General features: G+C 73.1%; 11 protein-coding genes and 2 pseudogenes. 3 read left to right on the plus strand and 10 right to left on the minus strand.

The window, feature by feature from the left end:
* Positions 1 to 26: 26 nt before the first annotated feature.
* The 8 genes and pseudogenes from murJ to I4J89_RS50375 form a co-directional block, all read right to left on the minus strand.
* The gene (gene murJ, locus I4J89_RS39860) at positions 27 to 1,709 is read right to left on the minus strand and encodes a murein biosynthesis integral membrane protein MurJ (protein ID WP_373688197.1); all 1,683 of its coding nucleotides are present in this window, start codon (positions 1,707 to 1,709) and stop codon (positions 27 to 29) included.
* Positions 1,706 to 2,539 carry a hypothetical protein gene (locus I4J89_RS39865; RefSeq protein ID WP_196419389.1) on the minus strand — a complete coding sequence of 278 codons (834 nt, stop codon included), beginning with the start codon at positions 2,537 to 2,539 and terminating at the stop codon, positions 1,706 to 1,708. Before I4J89_RS39865 ends, murJ begins: the two co-directional genes overlap by 4 nt.
* Positions 2,540 to 3,163: 624 nt before the next feature.
* The gene (locus I4J89_RS39870) at positions 3,164 to 4,093 is read right to left on the minus strand and encodes a copper transporter (protein WP_196419390.1); all 930 of its coding nucleotides are present in this window, start codon (positions 4,091 to 4,093) and stop codon (positions 3,164 to 3,166) included.
* 8 nt (positions 4,094 to 4,101) lie between these two features.
* Positions 4,102 to 5,295 carry a putative cytokinetic ring protein SteA gene (steA, locus tag I4J89_RS39875; RefSeq protein ID WP_196419407.1) on the minus strand — a complete coding sequence of 398 codons (1,194 nt, stop codon included), beginning with the start codon at positions 5,293 to 5,295 and terminating at the stop codon, positions 4,102 to 4,104.
* 64 nt (positions 5,296 to 5,359) lie between these two features.
* Complete coding sequence (gene recN, locus I4J89_RS39880) at positions 5,360 to 7,117, minus strand: DNA repair protein RecN (RefSeq protein WP_196419391.1); 1,758 nt, start codon at positions 7,115 to 7,117, stop codon at positions 5,360 to 5,362.
* A gap of 88 nt (positions 7,118 to 7,205) precedes the next feature.
* Positions 7,206 to 8,093, minus strand: coding sequence for an NAD kinase (locus I4J89_RS39885; RefSeq protein ID WP_196419392.1), 888 nt, complete (start codon positions 8,091 to 8,093; stop codon positions 7,206 to 7,208).
* 200 nt (positions 8,094 to 8,293) lie between these two features.
* Positions 8,294 to 9,127, minus strand: a pseudogene (locus tag I4J89_RS39890) (TlyA family RNA methyltransferase); the annotation flags it as partial.
* Positions 9,128 to 9,493: 366 nt separating this feature from the next.
* Entirely contained in the window at positions 9,494 to 11,074 is a 1,581-nt protein-coding gene (locus tag I4J89_RS50375) for a hypothetical protein (RefSeq protein ID WP_230860397.1), read from the minus strand.
* Between the two features lie 95 nt (positions 11,075 to 11,169).
* Between I4J89_RS50375 and I4J89_RS39905 the strand changes: the two genes are divergently transcribed.
* Positions 11,170 to 11,505: an SCP2 sterol-binding domain-containing protein gene (locus I4J89_RS39905; RefSeq protein ID WP_196419393.1), complete on the plus strand. Its 336-nt coding sequence runs from the start codon at positions 11,170 to 11,172 to the stop codon at positions 11,503 to 11,505.
* 158 nt (positions 11,506 to 11,663) lie between these two features.
* Entirely contained in the window at positions 11,664 to 11,951 is a 288-nt protein-coding gene (locus I4J89_RS39910) for a hypothetical protein (RefSeq protein WP_196419394.1), read from the plus strand.
* 79 nt (positions 11,952 to 12,030) lie between these two features.
* Here the strand turns inward: I4J89_RS39910 and I4J89_RS39915 are convergent, their stop codons facing one another.
* Both I4J89_RS39915 and I4J89_RS50380 read right to left on the minus strand, forming a co-directional pair.
* Positions 12,031 to 13,035 (minus strand): HAD-IIA family hydrolase, encoded by a 1,005-nt coding sequence (locus tag I4J89_RS39915; protein ID WP_196419395.1) that lies wholly within the window; start codon positions 13,033 to 13,035, stop codon positions 12,031 to 12,033.
* Positions 13,036 to 13,388: 353 nt separating this feature from the next.
* A pseudogene (locus I4J89_RS50380) lies at positions 13,389 to 14,162 on the minus strand (Replicase polyprotein 1ab); the annotation flags it as partial.
* Between I4J89_RS50380 and I4J89_RS39925 the strand changes: the two are divergent.
* On the plus strand, positions 14,151 to 15,725 hold the full coding sequence (locus I4J89_RS39925; protein WP_196419396.1) for a hypothetical protein: 1,575 nt from the start codon (positions 14,151 to 14,153) through the stop codon (positions 15,723 to 15,725). The pseudogene I4J89_RS50380 and the gene I4J89_RS39925 sit on opposite strands and share 12 nt — an antisense overlap.
* Positions 15,726 to 16,132 lie beyond the last annotated feature (407 nt).

A 16,132-nucleotide genomic window follows, 5' to 3' on the forward strand; every position in this document is an offset into this window, starting at 1 on the left:
CCGGTTCCGTCACGGCCCCGGGCGGATCACCGGCGCAGCCGCCTCCGCAGCACGGCCACCAGCGGTTTCAGGTCTCGCCGGTCCAGCACGAACGCCACCGCGACGAACACCGCCACGACCGCGACACCGCCCAGCATGCCCTCCGCGAGGCGGGCGAACACTCCCGGGGTGGGCCAGAACGCCGCCTCGAGGCCGGCCACCGTCCCCCACCCGGCGAGCGCACCGGCACCACCCGCCACCACCGCGGCGAGGCTCGCCCGGCCCAGCCCGGCGAGCGCGCCCGGTCCGGCGTGCCTTCGCACCGCGAGCGCGAGCAGCACCGCGAGCACCGTCATCCCGATCGAGTTCGCCAGGCCCAGCCCGAGCACCTGCCGGTCCTCGCCGAGACCCTGGAAAGCGAGCGCGGCCGCCGCCGCGACCATCCAGCCGGCCGCCGTGGAGAACGCCGCCGCGCGGGTCGCGCCCCGGGCGTAGAGAGCGCGCGAGAGCAGCGCGAACAACGCGTAGCCGAACAGGCCGGGCGCGAATCCGACGATGCCCGGCCAGGCAGGCTTCGCCTGCATCAGAACCGCTGCGGGCACGGCGAGCACGGCCAGCGCGGCCGCACCGACACCGGCAAGAAGCATCACGGTACGCGCGGACGACGCCAAAGCCTCCCGATAGCTGTCCTCGTCGCCGTGCTCGGCAGCCGATGACAACCGCGGGTAGACCGCCGTGGCCAGCGGCACCGCGAGCACCGCCCAGGGCAGCAGGAACACCGTCTGCGCCGCGTTGTAGAGGGTGAGCCCGCCACTCGCCGTCAGCGCGACCACCACCAGCAGCATCACCTGCTGCGAACCGACCGTGACCGCGCCCGCCCAGCCGAGCTGCACCGCCTTGCGCCCGTCACCGGCCGGGAACCGCAGCGCCGGCCGCAGCCGCAGGCGCAGCCGCCGCACCGGGATCACCAGGCAGAGCGAGAGCACCACCACGCCCAGCGTGGTGCCGGCGGACAGGGTCAGCTCACCGGCCGTGGACAGGCCGGGCAGATCGGTCTTGGCTCCGTCGATCACCGCGTAGGCCAGGTAGGCGCCCATCACGGTCACGCTGGACAGCAGGGGCGCGATCACCGGCCAGGCGAACCGGTGGTGGGCCTGCAGGACGCCGGTCAGCACGATCCCGATGCCGTAGAGCGGCAGTTGCGGCGCGAAGACCCGCAGCATGCTCGCGGCGACCTCCTGCTGGTCGGCCGGCACCTTCGGCAACAGGCCGGCGATCGGCCCGGCCAGGAGCGCGACCAGCACCGCCAGCGGTACGAGCAGCAGCAGTACCCAGGTCAGCAGGGCCGAGGTGACGGCGCGCACCCGGCGGTGATCCCCGGCCGTCACCGCCCCGGCCAGCAGTGGCACGACCAGGCTCGCCAGGGCGCCACCGGCGACCAGCTCGAAGACGATGTTCGGGATGACGTTGGCGGCGTTGTAGATGTCGCCGAGGTCGTCGTGCCCGACCGTGCTGAGGAAGACGAACGTGCGGCCGAAACCGGCGAGCCGGGCCACCACCGTGAGCACGGTGATCAGCGCGGCGGCTCCGGCGATCTTGGCGGTGGCCCCGCCGGGAAGACCGATCCTGGAGCCGGTGGTGGAATCCGCCTCTTTCGCGGGCCGGGTGCCCGGGTCACGCGTATCGGAAAATTCGCCCGGCGCCGCGCCGGGGTCGGCGGGCTGTTTCACGCCTGCGGTGGCCGGCGGCCGAGCTCGTCGAGGGACCGCAGCCAGGGCGTGTCCTGGATGACCTTGGTGAAGCTGACCTTCTCGCTGGCCGCGGTCAGCGCGGCCAGCGCGGTCAGCGCGGCCGCCCGCCCGGCCGTCGACGTGCGCGCGGTCAGCGCCACCCCGAGCAGCGCGCCCAGCGCGTTCGCCCCGGAGTCACCGAGCATGATCTCCTCGTTCAGGTCGGCCGGCAGCAGCGCCGCGGCGGCGCCGAGCGTCCCGGCCGCCATCGAGGCGTTGCGGCCCACCGCCAGCGGCGCCCCGATGATCGCGCCCCCCTTGATCGCCCGGCCCGGGCGCAGGTCGAGCAGGTTCAGCAGGTTCGCCGTCCCGGCGATCACGCCGGCGCCGAGCAGCACGTCCACGCCGCGCCCGAACCGGCCGGAGCGACGGCTGCCGACCAGCGCCGACGCGGCCAGCCCGGCCGCACCCACCCCGGCGATCTTGACAAGGCCGCTGGTGACGCGGCCCTCCCGCAACGCGCCGAGATGCCCGGCGAAGCCTTTCGCCGCCTTCTGCTCCGGGCGGTTGCCGACCAGGTCGTCGTAGAAGCCGACCGCGCCGCTCACCGCGCCGGCCGTCACCGCCGCGGCGGCCAGCCGCCGGGTGCGGGCGCCGGACGCGGCACCGAACGTGGCACCGACCGCGAGCGCCGGGCCGCCGGCGAGAGACACCGTGCGTCCGTGGAAGTTGGTGCGGTTCAGCTCACCCGCGTTCGGGTCGCGGCGAACCCAGGCCAGCGTGGTACGCGCCACCGACGCGCCGATGCCCAACGAGCGGAGGAAAGCCATGGCCGAGAAGTCTAGCGGTGGTGGAGCCCTGCACTTGCGGTCGGCCGGTGGGTGCTGACCAGCGGCCGGGGTGCCCGCTTGCGGTTCGCAGGGCCGGTTACGGTCGGCCGGTGGTTGCCGGCCGCCCGGCCGGGCGTGGCCGTCGCGGTCTGGATCAGGGAGACAGCCACTGCTCCTAGCTCGCGGTCGACGAGGAGGGGTTTGGGCGCCGGCTGTGCGCGAGGGCCGCGCCGGGCTGACCGCCGCAAACGGGCTCCAAAGGGCTTACGTGGTCAGGGTCCCAAGCGATGATCTTGCTTGGCCCAACCTCAGTGCTGTCTCAACGGCCGCCAGACAGCACCCACGTTGGGCCGGACAAGACCCTGACCCCGCGGCAGGCGGCCGGGCCTGCTCGCAGCGCGACGGATCGGTGTTTCCCGGCGGCCGCGGTGAGGCCGGGACGGACAGCCCGGCTCGCGCCGGGAGGACGGGCACGCGTCGGCTTCGGCAAGACGCCGGTCACCCGTACCGAAGAAGCAGCGCAACCGGCAAGCAAACCTCGACCCGCTGGTGTCGCAGATCGCCGGCACCCGGGCCTTCTGCTCCTTGGCGTGCCGCAGCGCCACGAAGTCTGTATGGGCGTGGCTACTGCGCGGGTGCCGGGACCATCGAGGTCGCGCCCGCGGCCAGGCCGTATTGTCCGACCCGGTTCAGTACCAGCCGCTCGTAGGTGGCCATCCCGGTCGCCACCTGACCCTGCACTGTGCTGACGTTGTCCACCGTGGAGATCGTCTTCACCAGGGTCGGGTCGTTGCGGACCATGGCCACCAGGTTCCCGTCACCGGCGCTGTCGCCGGCCACCACCAGCGGCCGGTTCTTGCCGAACTGGGTGGCCATGGTGACCGCCGACTGGCTCTTGCGGGTCGCTTCCTTGTCGGTCGCCGGCGGCCCGGCCACCAGCACGATCGTCTCCGCGCCGCCGGTCGCCTTCTCCGCGGCGGTGAGGTAGCCGGGTTTCGAGAACGCGGCCAGCACCGCGGTCACATCACCGGGGGCCGGCGAGCTGGTGCCCAGTAGCAGAGTGAGCGCGAGCAGTGCGCTCGCCGTCTCCACGCCGTCGCTGTTGTTCGGCAGGCCGATCACCGGGATGCTCGGCTGCGACGACGCGTGAGCCAGGTCGAGCAGCTCGTTGGCGTTGGCCTGCTCGAAGAATTTCGTCTCGATGCCGACCCGGGCGGTGACCGTCGCGCCGGCCACGTTGAGCATCTCCACCACACCGTCAGCGGCGTCACCGGCCTCGGGCAGGGTCACCACGGCCACCTTGCGCCCGGCCAGCCGGCCAGCCAGCCCGTACGGCGCCATCTCCCGGGCGAACTCCTGGTTGCGGCTCAGCTCGTCACGCGCCTGCTGAACCTGGTCGCGCTTGAGGTCGTTGTCCTTCTTCAGCGCGTTCAGGTTGTTCCGCAGGTTCTCCGACACCGGGCCGTTGAGGGCCGCGGTGCCGACCACCAGCCCGATCGCCAGGGCCAGGAAGACCGCGGTGAGCGAGACCACGTGGTACCGGAAGTTGATCATGACGCCTCTCAGATGAGGTTGCTCAGCTGGAAGACGAAATTGTCCCACCACTCGGACACCACAGTGAGATACGCCTTCCCCACCGTCGACACCGCGACCGCCGACGCCATCGCCGCCATGGCCGACAGAACCAGCAGCAGCAGCGCCGACCCGGAGATGTTCTGCCGGTAGAGCCGGCTCACACCCTTCGCGTCGACGAGTTTCCCGCCGACCTTCAGCCGGGTGAGGAAGGTGGAAGCCATCCCGCCGCGGCCCTTGTCCAGGAACTCGACCAGGTTCGCGTGGGTGCCGACGGCGACGATCAGCGACGCGCCCTTCTCGTCGGCGAGCAGCATCGCCAGGTCCTCGCTGGTCGCCGCGGCCGGGAAGGTCAGCGCGTCCACACCCAGGTTCTCCACGCGTTGCAGGCCGGGCGCACGGCCGTCCGGGTACGCGTGGACCACCACCTCGGCACCGCACCGCAGGACGTCGTCGGTGACCGAGTCCATGTCCCCGATGATCATGTCCGGGGTGTAGCCGTTCTCGACGAGCGCGTCGGCACCGCCGTCCACCCCGATCAGCACCGGCTTGTACTCGCGGATGTACGGCCGCAGAACGTCCAGGTCGTCCTTGTAGTCGTAGCCGCGGACCACGATCAGTACGTGCCGGCCGGCGATGGACGTCTGCACATCCGGCACGCCGACGCCGTCGAGCAGCAGGTCCCGTTCCTGCTTCAGGTAGTCCATGGTGTTCGCCGCGAACGCCTCGAGCTGCACCGACAGCCCTTCCCGGGCCTCGGCCATCGCCTTCGCCACGGACTCCGCGTCCTGCCGCACCCCGGTCGCCACCGGCTCGCCGCCGAGCAGCACGGTGCCGCCCTCGACGCTCACCACCTGACCCTCGCGGATGCCCTGGAAGACCTCCTCGCCGAGGTTGTCGACCAGGACGACACCACCCTGGATGAGCACCTCGGGACCGAGATTCGGGTACCGCCCGGAGATCGACGGCTTGACGTTGAGCACCGCCGTCACCCCCGCCGCGACCAGCGAGTCGGCGGCGACCCGGTCCAGGTCGACGTGGTCGATCACGGCGATCTCACCGGGGCGCAGCCGGCCGGTCAGGCGCTTGGTGCGCCGGTCCAGCCGGGCCAGCCCGGAGATCGGGCCCGGCTCGGTGCCACGCGCCCGGCGCAGGGTGGGAATGGGAAGTCGCATCCCGGCCATCCTGACACGCCTGCGCATGCCGTCCCCACGCGACATGCGCCAGCTCACCGACAAAAGGGACGTTTCATGCGCGCTTCTCCCGCGCCGCGACAGCGAGCAACTCCTCGGCATGCGCGATGCCCAGGTCGGAATCGGGCAGGCCGGCGAGCATCCGGGACAACTCGCGGGCCCGCTCGGTCTCCTCGACGATCCGGACGCCACTCGTCGTGATCGCCCCGCCGGTGTCTTTCGCGACCACCAGGTGGCGATCGGCGAAAGCCGCGACCTGCGGCAGGTGCGTCACGACCAACACCTGATGCGTACGCGCCAAGCGCGCCAACCGCCGCCCGATCTCCACCGCCGCGGTGCCGCCCACGCCGGAGTCCACCTCGTCGAAGACCAGCGTCGGCGGCCCGCCCGCACCCGCGAACACCACCTCGATCGCCAGCATCACCCGGGACAACTCACCACCGGAAGCGCCCTTCTGCAGGGGCAGCGCCGGCGCACCCGGGTGGGCCAGCAGCCGCAGCTCGACCTCGTCCGCACCGTCCGGACCGGCCGCCAGGTCCACCCCGTCGACCGTCACCGTCGGCTCGTCCCGCGACGGCGCACGGGTCAGCACAGCCACGTCCACCCGCGCGTGCGGCATCGCCAGCCCGGCCAGCTCCACGCTGACCGCCTCGGAGAACCGCCCGGCCGCCTCCCGCCGCGCCGCCGTCAACCGCCCGGCCAGCTCGCCGACCGTCGCCGCCAGCCGCTGCCGCTCCTTGTCCAGCTCATCCAGCAGCTCGTCGGAGTTGTCCAGCTCGCTCAGCTTGGTCCGTGCGTGGTCCGCCCAGGCGATCACACCGTCGATGTCGTCCGCGTACTTCCGGGTCAGCGCCCGCAGCGCGGCCCGCCGCTCGTAGATCGCCTCGAGCCGGGCCGGGTCCGCGTCCAGGGTCCCCAGGTACGCCGACAGCTCGGAGGAGACGTCACCCACCAGGGTGGCCGCCTCCTCGATCCGGGCGGCCAGGTCGCCGAGCGACGGATCCACCGCCGACTGCCCCTCCAGGGTCCGGCGGGCCAGGCCGAGCAGCTGTGTCGCGTCCGGCGTGTCGTCGGCCGCCTCCACCCCGCCGGCCAGGGCCTGCCCGGCCAGCGTCGCGGCGACCCGCAGGCCCTCCGCGTGCTCCAGCCGCTGCACCTCGGCACGCAACTCGTCGTCCTCACCCGGCTGCGGGTCCACCCGGGTGATCTCGTCGAGGCCGAGCTTCAGCAGGTCCGCCTCCTGCGACCGCTGACGGGCGTTGCGCCGCCGGTCGGTCAGATCCTCGACCACGGCACGCCAGCGGGTGAACGCCTCCCGGTAGCCGTCCAGCAGCTTCTCGTGCTCTGGCCCGGCGAACCGGTCCAGCGCCGAACGCTGCTCCGACGGACGCAGCAGGCGCAACTGGTCGGACTGGCCGTGCACCGCGAGGACCTGCTCACCCAGCTCGCTGAGCGTCGACACCGGCATGCTGCGACCACCGACGTGTGCCCGGGACCGCCCCTCGGCCGTCACCGTGCGGCTCAACAGCACCGAGCCGTCGTCGTCGGCCTCACCACCGGCGTCGGTGATCCGGGTCCGCACGGCGTCGCCCAGCGTCCCGCCCACCTTCAGCCGGCCCTCCACCACGGCACGGCCCGGGTCGGCCCGGACCCGGCCGGCGTCGGCGCGGCCACCGAAGAGCAGTCCGAGACCGGTCACCACCATCGTCTTACCGGCACCGGTCTCACCAGTGATCACATTCATCCCGGACGTGAGCCTCAGTGTGGTGTCGTCGATGACGCCGAGCCCGGTGATGCGCAGTTCCTCCAGCACAGGGCAGACAGTATCGGGACCCACCGACAAATGCCCACCGCGGGTAGCTGCGCTTACCCGCGGCGGAAAACCGAAGCAACCCCGATGGTCAGCGTCGATTCCCGCGCCACCCGACCACCGGCAACTCGAACTTCGCGACAAGCGTGTCGGTGAACGGTCGCGGCGCCAACCGCACCAGCCGGACCGGCAGCTGACCCCTTTCGACAGTCACCGTCGAGCCCGGCGGCAGGTCCCAGGTGCGGCGGCCGTCACAGCAGAGCACCGCAAACGACGTGTACGGGTCGACCGTCACCACGAACGTCGACGTCGGCGCGGTCACCAGCGGCTTGCTGAACAGAGCGTGCGCGCTGATCGGCACCAGCAGCAGCGCCTCCACCTCGGGCCAGACCACCGGGCCACCGGCCGAGAACGCATACGCCGTCGAGCCGGTAGGTGTGGCACACACCACACCGTCGCAGCCGTACCGCGACAGCGGTCGTCCATCGACGTCCACGAGCAGCTCGAGCATCTGCGCCCGCTGCCCCTTCTCCACGGTCACCTCGTTGAGCGCCCACGACTCGGCGATCAGCCGCCCGTCGTACTCCGCCCGCACGTCCAAAGTGAGCCGCTCGTCCACCTGGTACTCGCCGGCCACCACCTCGGCGACCGCGGTGTCGATGTGCTCGATCTCCGCCTCGGCGAGGAACCCGACCTTGCCCAGGTTGATGCCGAGCAGCGGCGCCTTCACCGGCCGGGCCAGCTCCGCGGCGCGCAGGAAGGTGCCGTCCCCGCCCAGCGCCAGCACGATCTCCACACCCTCGGCGGCGCTCGGGCCGTCGGCCGGTTTCACCCCGTCGGGCAGTTCCAGATCGGCGACCTCGTCAGCGATGACCCGGACCTCGAACCCGGCCGCGATCAGATCGAGTGCCACCGCACGGGCATGCTGCGTACTCTGCCGGCGCCCGGTGTGCGTCACCAGCAGAGCCGAGCGCGTCATTTCTCCTCCATGATGTCGAGATACTCGCCCGCGGCAGACCGCCGGGGCTGGGACCCAAGCCCACTTCCCACGCCGGCCGCGCTCGCTGCGCCGGCTTCGGCCGCGGTTTCCGTGCCGGCCACGCCCGCTACGCCGGCTTCGCCCGCGGATTCCGCACCAGCCACGCCCTCTACGCCGGCATCGGCCGCGGATTCCGCGCTGGCCGCACTCTCCACGCCGGCTTCGGCCGCTCCGCCGGACGGGCCGGCGGCGACCACGGCCTCGACCCGGGCCCGATCGGCCGGCGGCGCGTCCCGCCGGAACCACACGAAGAACTCCACGTTGCCGCTCGGCCCGGGCAGCGGGCTGGCGGTCACGTCCACCACACCCAGCCCCAGCTCCGCGGCGGCCGCCGCCACGTCCAGCACCGCCTCCGCGCGCAGCCGCCAGTCACGCACCACGCCACCGGCGCCGACCCGTTCCTTGCCCACCTCGAACTGCGGCTTCACCATCAGCGCCAGGTCACCATCGGGCCCGGTGCAGGCAGCCAGCGCGGGCAGCACCAGCCGCAGCGAGATGAACGAGAGGTCGGCCACGGTCAGATCGACCGGCCCGCCGATCGCCTCAGGGGTCAGCGTCCGCACATTGGTGCGCTCCTGAACCACGACCCGCGCATTGGTACGGATCGGCCACGCCAACTGCCCGTAGCCCACGTCGACCGCGACCACCTGCCGTGCACCGGCCCGCAGCAGCACATCGGTGAAGCCACCGGTCGACGCGCCCGCGTCCAGGCACCGGCGCCCCTCGACGCCGAGACCCTCGAACCCCTTCAGAGCACCGGCCAGCTTGTGCCCACCCCGCGACACATATTCGGTCTGCGGATCCTCCCCGGTCACCACCACCGGATCAGCCGGGTCGACCATGGCCGCCACCTTGTGGGCGACGGTGCCCCGAACCAGCACACGGCCGGCCGCGACGAGCGCGGCGGCCTGTTCCCGGGAACGAGCGAGCTTGCGACGGACGAGCTCAGCGTCCAGACGCGCACGGCGGGCCATAAAGATCCTTTTGCGTACGGGTGTCAGCGGTCGATGCTGGCCAGGGTCTCCTGGAGCACCTGGTGCGCGGCCTCGTACTCGGCGATCTGCTCGGCCGGTGCGAGCCGCGCGGCGTTGGCCAGCGACCGTAGCACCGCGTCCACCGCGGGATGACCGGTGTCCTCCGCGCTCTGCCCCGCCGGCTGAGCCCCATCCGCATCCGCAGGAAGAGCCCCCAGGTCACCACCCGCCGCAAACCCACCGTCCGGCCGCGCGATGCCCGCACGCTGCGGCTGATAACCACCGGGCGGGGGCGCGGGACGGTAACCACCTGGCGGCGGCCCGGGACGTGGGCCCGGCTGTGCGGAGTTGGGGAAGGTCACGGGGTCACGCCTCCGGAGATTCGGTGCTGTTGACTGCCTCCGCCGCCGGCTTCGACTGGCTGGGCACCTGTGCGGCCTTCTTCGCCGGCGTCCGGGCCGCGGCACCGCGCCGCGCCGGAGCGCCGTCCTCCGCCGCCTTACGCGGCGTGTTCTTACGAGCCCGGCCGCCCGGCGACTCGGCATCGGCCGCCTTCCGCGGCGTAGCGTTCCTGCCCGAAACGCCCCCGGCCACCGCCTTCCGCGGCGTCGTCTTACGAGCCCGCCCACCCGGCGACTCGGCATCGGCCGCCTTCCGCGGCGAGGCACCCTCAGCGACCGCGTTCCGCGGCGCGCGCTTGCGCGCCGCCGCAGTGGGGGTCTCCGTCTCGGCGGACGAGGTCTGCTCGCGCTCGGCAGCGACCGAAGCCGCCCGCGATGCCGGCTCCGGCTCGGCGGACAAGGTCTGCTCGCGCCCGGCACCTACCGAAGCCGCCCGCGATGCCGGCTCCGGCTCGGCGGACGAGGTCTGCTCGCGCCCGGCACCTACCGAAGCCGCCCGCGATGCCGGACCCGGCACCTCCGCGGCCGACCCGGAAGCCGACGCTTCTACGGCCGGCCCGCTAGCAGCCGACTGCCCCGCCGCCGAACCCGGCGAGAGCGCCGAAGACGACGAGGGCGCCGAAGACGACGAGGACGGCGCCACGGGTGGCAGCTCGGTACCAGCCGCAGCCTCGACGACCGGGCTCACCGGGGCAGCCGCAGTCCCAGCCGGCCCGCTCTGACCCGGCGTCGGCTCAGCCGCACCAACAGATCCCTCGGCACGCTTGGCAACAGCCTTCTTCGCCGGCGCCCGCTTGGCCGCCGGCACGCCATCCACCGGCACACCCCCAGCAGCCTTCGCCGGCGCCCGCTTAGCCGCCGGCACGCCATCCACCGACGCACCCGCAGCCGCCTTCACCGGCGCCCGCTTAGCCGCCGCCTTCTTGACCGGCGAACCCGCGGCCGGCGCCGGCGGGCTCCCAGCCCGCGTCGCCGCACGCGTCGCCGCGGCCTTCTCAGCCGGGCCGCCAGCGCGCTTGACCGGCGCACGCTTCGCCGCCTTCTTCACCGGCGCCGCGGGCGCGCTGACCTCGACGGCCGCCGCGTTCCCGGACGGCACGGCCGGGACCGTCCCCGCCGCCGGCATCGCGTTCGGCTTGGCCTTGAGCGCCTTCTTCGCGACCGCCTTCTTGGCCGGGCGCGGCGTCGGCGCGGGCTTCTCCAGCCGCGTCCCGCCGGTCGTGCCTTCCGCCGCGGTCGCCCGGGCCTGCGCCTCGCGCAGCTGCCGTTCCAGATCGTGTACGCGGGAGGTCAGGTCCGAGACCTCATCGGCGGTGGCCAGCCCGACCCGCCCGAGCGCCCGGTCCACCTCGTAGCGGACGATGTTCGTCAACGCCTCGCGGTTCGCCATCCCGGCCGAGACCAGGTCCTCCACCAGTCCTTGAACTTGCGCCGCCGTCGCACCGCCCTTGTTGAGCAGTTCCCCGGCGACCTGTTGCGCCTTCTTCCGTGGGGCCTCCGTAAGCCCGAGCGCCAGGTCCAGATACGCCCGCCATGCGTCCGGCATGATCTCGCCTCCTCTCGCCGCGTCGGGTGCCACGCTACCGGGCACCCCCGACAACTTCCTGAGGTACCGTGCTGGTGTCGTGAGGGAGGGTGCGAATGGCCACCGTGGACGAGTGTCGCCAGGCGTTGCACGATCTGGCCGCCAAACTCGCCGCGAATGCGGAGACCCAGGGCAAGCTCGACCTCGACCGGACGCTCGCCTGCCGGGTCACCGACCTGGAGACGGCCTTCCACGCCCGGCTGACCGGCGGCCGGCTGGTCGACATCGCGGACGGCGACGACCCCCGGGCGAAGATCGCTCTGATCGCCGCGAGCGACGACCTGATCGCGCTGACCCAGGGCCGGCTGGACGTCACCCGCGCCATCGCGTCCCGGCAGATCTCCATCAAGGCGAACCCGTTCGACCTGCTCAAGCTCCGCAAGCTCCTTTGATCACACCGCCAGCGACCTGAACTACGAGGTTCGCCCCGGAATGGTTCACCCCTTCCTGAGTGCCCGGAGTCCTTGTCCCGCAGAAGGCGCAACGCCGGTCGTTCCGGCGGCGAACGGTGCAACGATGGAGAGAGGACGACAGGACCCTGGGAGGGATCATGAAACGTCCCCGCCCCGGCCACCCGCGTATCGACGACACGGTGACGGCCGCTGACCTGCACGAACGCTGCGAACAAGTGGCTGTGCCCGCCTTCGACTACATGAGCGGCCCGGTGATGGCCTTCGTCGACGGCTTACTGCACATCGATCCCGACGAGCCCCCACCCCGGCGGCGCTACACATACACGCCCAAACCCACCACTGAGGCGGAGCGCCACACCGACGACGCCGCCTACAGCGCCGGGCACATGCTGGCCGACATAACCCGGATCCGGCCGCGCAGATAGAAAACGCGCGGCCGCAGCCGCGCGTTCACCCATTTGAGGGGTACGAGCAAACGCCCGGTCCCCGCTTCTCCCTGCGGTCCTAGACGCCCCAGGCCCGCAGCAGCTCTTCCGCGTCCGCCGATCCGGCCTCGATCGCCGAGGGCGCCACACCCGCCCACGTCACGCCGCAGAGCAGCCGCAACGCGTCGACCGGGTCACCGGAGCCGTCCAGGACCGCCCGGTCACCGTCACGGGTGACTCGCCAGCCGCCAGCCCGCTCGCCGGGAGCCGGGAGCACCGCCTCCTGCGCCGGACGGAACAGCCCGGACAGGTCGGCGGCCACGTAGGCCGGGCGCCGCTCCGGCGGTGCGGCCAGCAGCTCGGCCGGCCCGCTGACCCCGGTGAGGACGAGCAGGCTCGCCATGCCGGCGCCGACCGCACCCTGGATGTCGGTGTCCAGCCGGTCGCCGACGGCGAGAGGCCGTTCCGCCTTCGACAGCGTCGCCGCCGCCGTGAACAGGCCGGGCTGAGGCTTGCCGACCACCACGTCCGGTTCCCGGTTCAGGGCGGTGCGCAGGACCGCCACCAGCGACCCGTTGCCCGGCAGCGGGCCGCGCGGGCTGGGCAGGGTCCGGTCGGTGTTCGTCGCGAACCAGGTCGCCCCGGCCCGCACCGCGAGCGCCGCCTCGGCGAGGATCTTCCAGCCGACCTCCGGCCCGTACCCCTGAACGACCGCGACCGGCTCGTCCTCGAGCTTGTCGACCGGGGTGAGGCCCGCGTCGCGGACCTCGTCACGCAGCGCGTCCGCGCCGACCACCAGCACCGGCGAGCCGGCCGGCAGCCGCTCCGCGAGCAGGGCCGCGGAGGCGCCGGCCGAGGTGAGCACCTCGGCCGGCTCCGCGCTTACACCCATGCCGTTCAACAGCGTGGCGACGTCCGTGCCACGGCGGGACGCGTTGTTCGTCGCGTACGCGATCGCGGTCCCGTCCGCACGTAACCGCTCGACCGCCTCGGCCGCTCCCGGGATCGGCTTGTCGATCAGGAAGACAACCCCGTCCAGGTCGAAGATGACCAGGTCGTAGTCGCCGGCGAGGTGATCGCTCATGCCTACGGCCGGTCGTCCTCGCTCCGGGCGACGAACTCGTCCCCGGGCTTGTCCAGCGAGTCCGTCCCGCCGCCGGTGACCGTCGAGCCGGGCGTCTCCGGCTTGTCCAGCGAGTCCGTGACTCCACCGCTGACCACCGGCTCCGCCGAGCTGCCGGCCGGCTCCGGCTCGCCGACCGAGTCGGTGACACCGGCGGTGTCCGATTCCTCGTCCGTCGACGGCTTGTCCAGCGAGTCCGTGACACCCGTGACCGCCGGCTTGTCCTCGCCGTCCAGCGGGTCGGTGTTCACGTCGGTCTCGGCGAGACGAGGCTCGTCATCCTCGAGTTCGTCGTCCTCGTCCTCGTCGAACTCGTCGTCGAAGTCGTCGTCGTCCTCGTCGTCGAAGTCGTCCTCGGCCTGGTCGCTCTCGCCGAGCGCCGCCTCGGAGTCCTCGTCCTCGTCGTCGTCAGCCCGATCGCTCTTGCCGAGCGCCGCGTCCTCGGCCCCGGCCCGGTCGCTCTCGCCGAGCGCCGCGTCGGTGTCCTCGTCCTCGTCGTCGGACTCGTCGCCCTCGATCGAGACCCCGTCGAGCTCGAGCAACCGCTCGGCCGCGTCGGTGAGCTGTTCCTCGTCGACGGCGGCGGCCCGCGCGAACCACTCCCGCGCTTCCTCACGGCGGCCCGCCGCGAGCAGGGAGTCGGCGTACGCGTACCGCAGTCGCGCTGCCCACTCGGCGTCGTCGTCGCCGGTCAGCTCGCGCACCTGGAGCATCGCCACGGCGGCCTCGTGCTGGCCGAGGTCACCACGGGCGCCCGCCGCCACGATCAGCAGTTCGATCGCGGTGGCCTTCTCCAGGGTCGCGACGTCCGCGCCACGGAACAGGTCGATCGCGCGTTCCGGACGGCCCAGGGCGCGCTCGCAGTCGGCCAGCTCGGCCAGGTGCGTCTGCCGCCCGGTCATCCGGTGGTAGGTACGCAGCTCAGCGATCGCGGTCGTCCAGTCACCGACCGCGTAGGCCGCCAGACCGACCGCCTCACGGACCACCGAGATCCGCGACGCCAGCCGGCGCGCGGCGATGGCGTGCTGCAGGGCCAGCTCCGAGTCCTCGTCGATGATCTGGCCGGCCGCGACGAGGTGGCGAGCCACCGTGTCAGCGACGTCCCGGGCCAGCGCGACGAGCTCGGCACGGACCTCCTGGTCGAGATCGGTCGCCTGGATCTCCTCGGGGATCTCCGGCGCCTGGAAGACCGGCTGCCCGGCGTCCCGCTCGTCCTGACGGTCGTGCCCGGCACCGTTGTCCCGGAAGCCACCCCGGTCGTCACCACGGAAACCACCCCGGTCACCACCGCGGTCGTCCCGGCGGAAGCCGCCACGGTCGCCGCCGCCCTGGTAGCCACCACGGTCCCGGTCGCCGCCACGGCTGCGGTCATCGCTGCGGAAGCCGCCCGGACGGTCACCCTGCGGACGGTCACCCTGCGGACGGTCGCCCCGCGAGCGGTCGTTGAACGGCCGGTCGCCACGCGGGCGGTCGCCGAACGAACGGTCCCGGTCACCCCGGAAGCCACCGCCCTGCGGACGGTCGCCACCACGGAAGCCGCCCCGGTCACCCTGGAAGCTCTCCCGCGGGCCACTCTGCGGACGGTCGCCCCGGAACCCACCCCGGTCGCCACCACCCTGGTATCCGCCACGGTCGCGGTCGCCGCCACCCTGGTAGCCGCCCCGGTCCCGGTCGCCACCACGGAAGCCGCCGCCCTGCGGACGGTCGCCACCACGGTAGCCACCCCGGTCGCTCTGGAAGCCGCCCCGGTCACCGCCACGGTTGCGGTCGCCACCACCCTGGTACCCACCGCGGTCGTCCCGGCGGAAGCCGCCCCGGTCGCCCTGCGGCCGGTCACCGCCGCGGAACCCGCCCCGGTCGCCGCCACCCTGGTAGCCGCCACGATCGCCGCCCTGCGGACGGTCGCCACCACGGAAGCCGCCACGGTCGCCGCCCTGCGGACGGTCACCGCCACGGAACCCACCACGGTCGCCACCCTGCGGCCGATCGCCGCCACGGAACCCACCACGGTCGCCGCCACCCTGGTAGCCGCCGCGATCGCCGCCCTGCGGCCGGTCACCGCCACGGAACCCACCACGGTCGCCACCCTGCGGCCGGTCACCACCGCGGAAGCCGCCACGGTCACCGCCACCCTGGTAGCCACCGCGCGAACCGCCACGGTCGCCACCCTGGTAGCCACCCCGGTCCCGGTCGCCGCCACGGAACCCGCCGCGGTCGCCGCCACCCTGATAGCCACCACGGTCACGGTCGCCACCACGGAAGCCGCCACGATCGCCGCCCTGCGGCCGGTCGCCACCACGGAAACCACCACGGTCGCCGCCCTGCGGCCGGTCACCGCCACGGAAGCCGCCCTGCGGCCGGTCGCCACCACGGAACCCGCCGCGGTCGCCGCCACCCTGATAGCCACCACGGTCGCCACCCTGCGGCCGGTCACCGCCGCGGAAGCCGCCACGGTCACCGCCACCCTGGTAGCCACCGCGCGAACCGCCACGGTCGCCGCCCTGGTAGCCACCCCGGTCCCGGTCACCGCCACGGAACCCGCCGCGCTCACCGCCACCCTGATAGCCACCACGGGAGCCACCGCCCTGGTAACCACCACGGTCCCCGCCGCGCTCGACACCGCGCGAACCGCCACGGTCGCCGCCGGCTGAGGAGCCGCCACGGTCGTCCCGGCGGAAGCCACCGCGGTCGCCGCCGCCCTGGTAGCCGCCGCGCGAACCGCCGCGGTCGCCACCCTGGTAGCCACCCCGGTCCCGGTCGCCGCCGCGGAAGCCGCCACGGTCACCGCCGCCCTGATGGCCGCCGCGGTCTCCACCACGGTTGCCACCCTGGTAGCCGCCCCGATCGCCGCGGCGTGCGTCACCGTCGCCGTCGCGACCGCGGCCGGGACGACGATCGTCGTCGCGGTTGCTGGAGCCGCTGTCCTGCGGTCCTGTAGTCACGGATCATTCCTTCCAGTACGGCGGCGGGCCCTCGGTACGGGCGGCCATGCCTCGACACACAAAGTTACTAGGGAGCAGACACACAAAAGCAGTCGAGGGGCGACCCCCAGCGGGGG

Source organism: Actinoplanes aureus (assembly GCF_015704865.1).
GTDB lineage: Bacteria > Actinomycetota > Actinomycetes > Mycobacteriales > Micromonosporaceae > Actinoplanes > Actinoplanes aureus.

Excerpts from the sequence above, each read along its gene's own strand:
- I4J89_RS39865 (WP_196419389.1), bottom strand. The coding sequence starts at position 2,539 with ATGGCTTTCCTCCGCTCGTTGGGCATCGGCGCGTCGGTGGCGCGTACC.
- I4J89_RS39870 (WP_196419390.1), bottom strand. The coding sequence starts at position 4,093 with ATGATCAACTTCCGGTACCACGTGGTCTCGCTCACCGCGGTCTTCCTG.
- steA (WP_196419407.1), bottom strand. The coding sequence starts at position 5,295 with ATGGCCGGGATGCGACTTCCCATTCCCACCCTGCGCCGGGCGCGTGGC.
- I4J89_RS39885 (WP_196419392.1), bottom strand. The coding sequence starts at position 8,093 with ATGACGCGCTCGGCTCTGCTGGTGACGCACACCGGGCGCCGGCAGAGT.
- I4J89_RS50375 (WP_230860397.1), bottom strand. The coding sequence starts at position 11,074 with ATGCCGGACGCATGGCGGGCGTATCTGGACCTGGCGCTCGGGCTTACG.
- I4J89_RS39905 (WP_196419393.1), top strand. The coding sequence starts at position 11,170 with ATGGCCACCGTGGACGAGTGTCGCCAGGCGTTGCACGATCTGGCCGCC.
- I4J89_RS39910 (WP_196419394.1), top strand. The coding sequence starts at position 11,664 with ATGAAACGTCCCCGCCCCGGCCACCCGCGTATCGACGACACGGTGACG.
- I4J89_RS39915 (WP_196419395.1), bottom strand. The coding sequence starts at position 13,035 with ATGAGCGATCACCTCGCCGGCGACTACGACCTGGTCATCTTCGACCTG.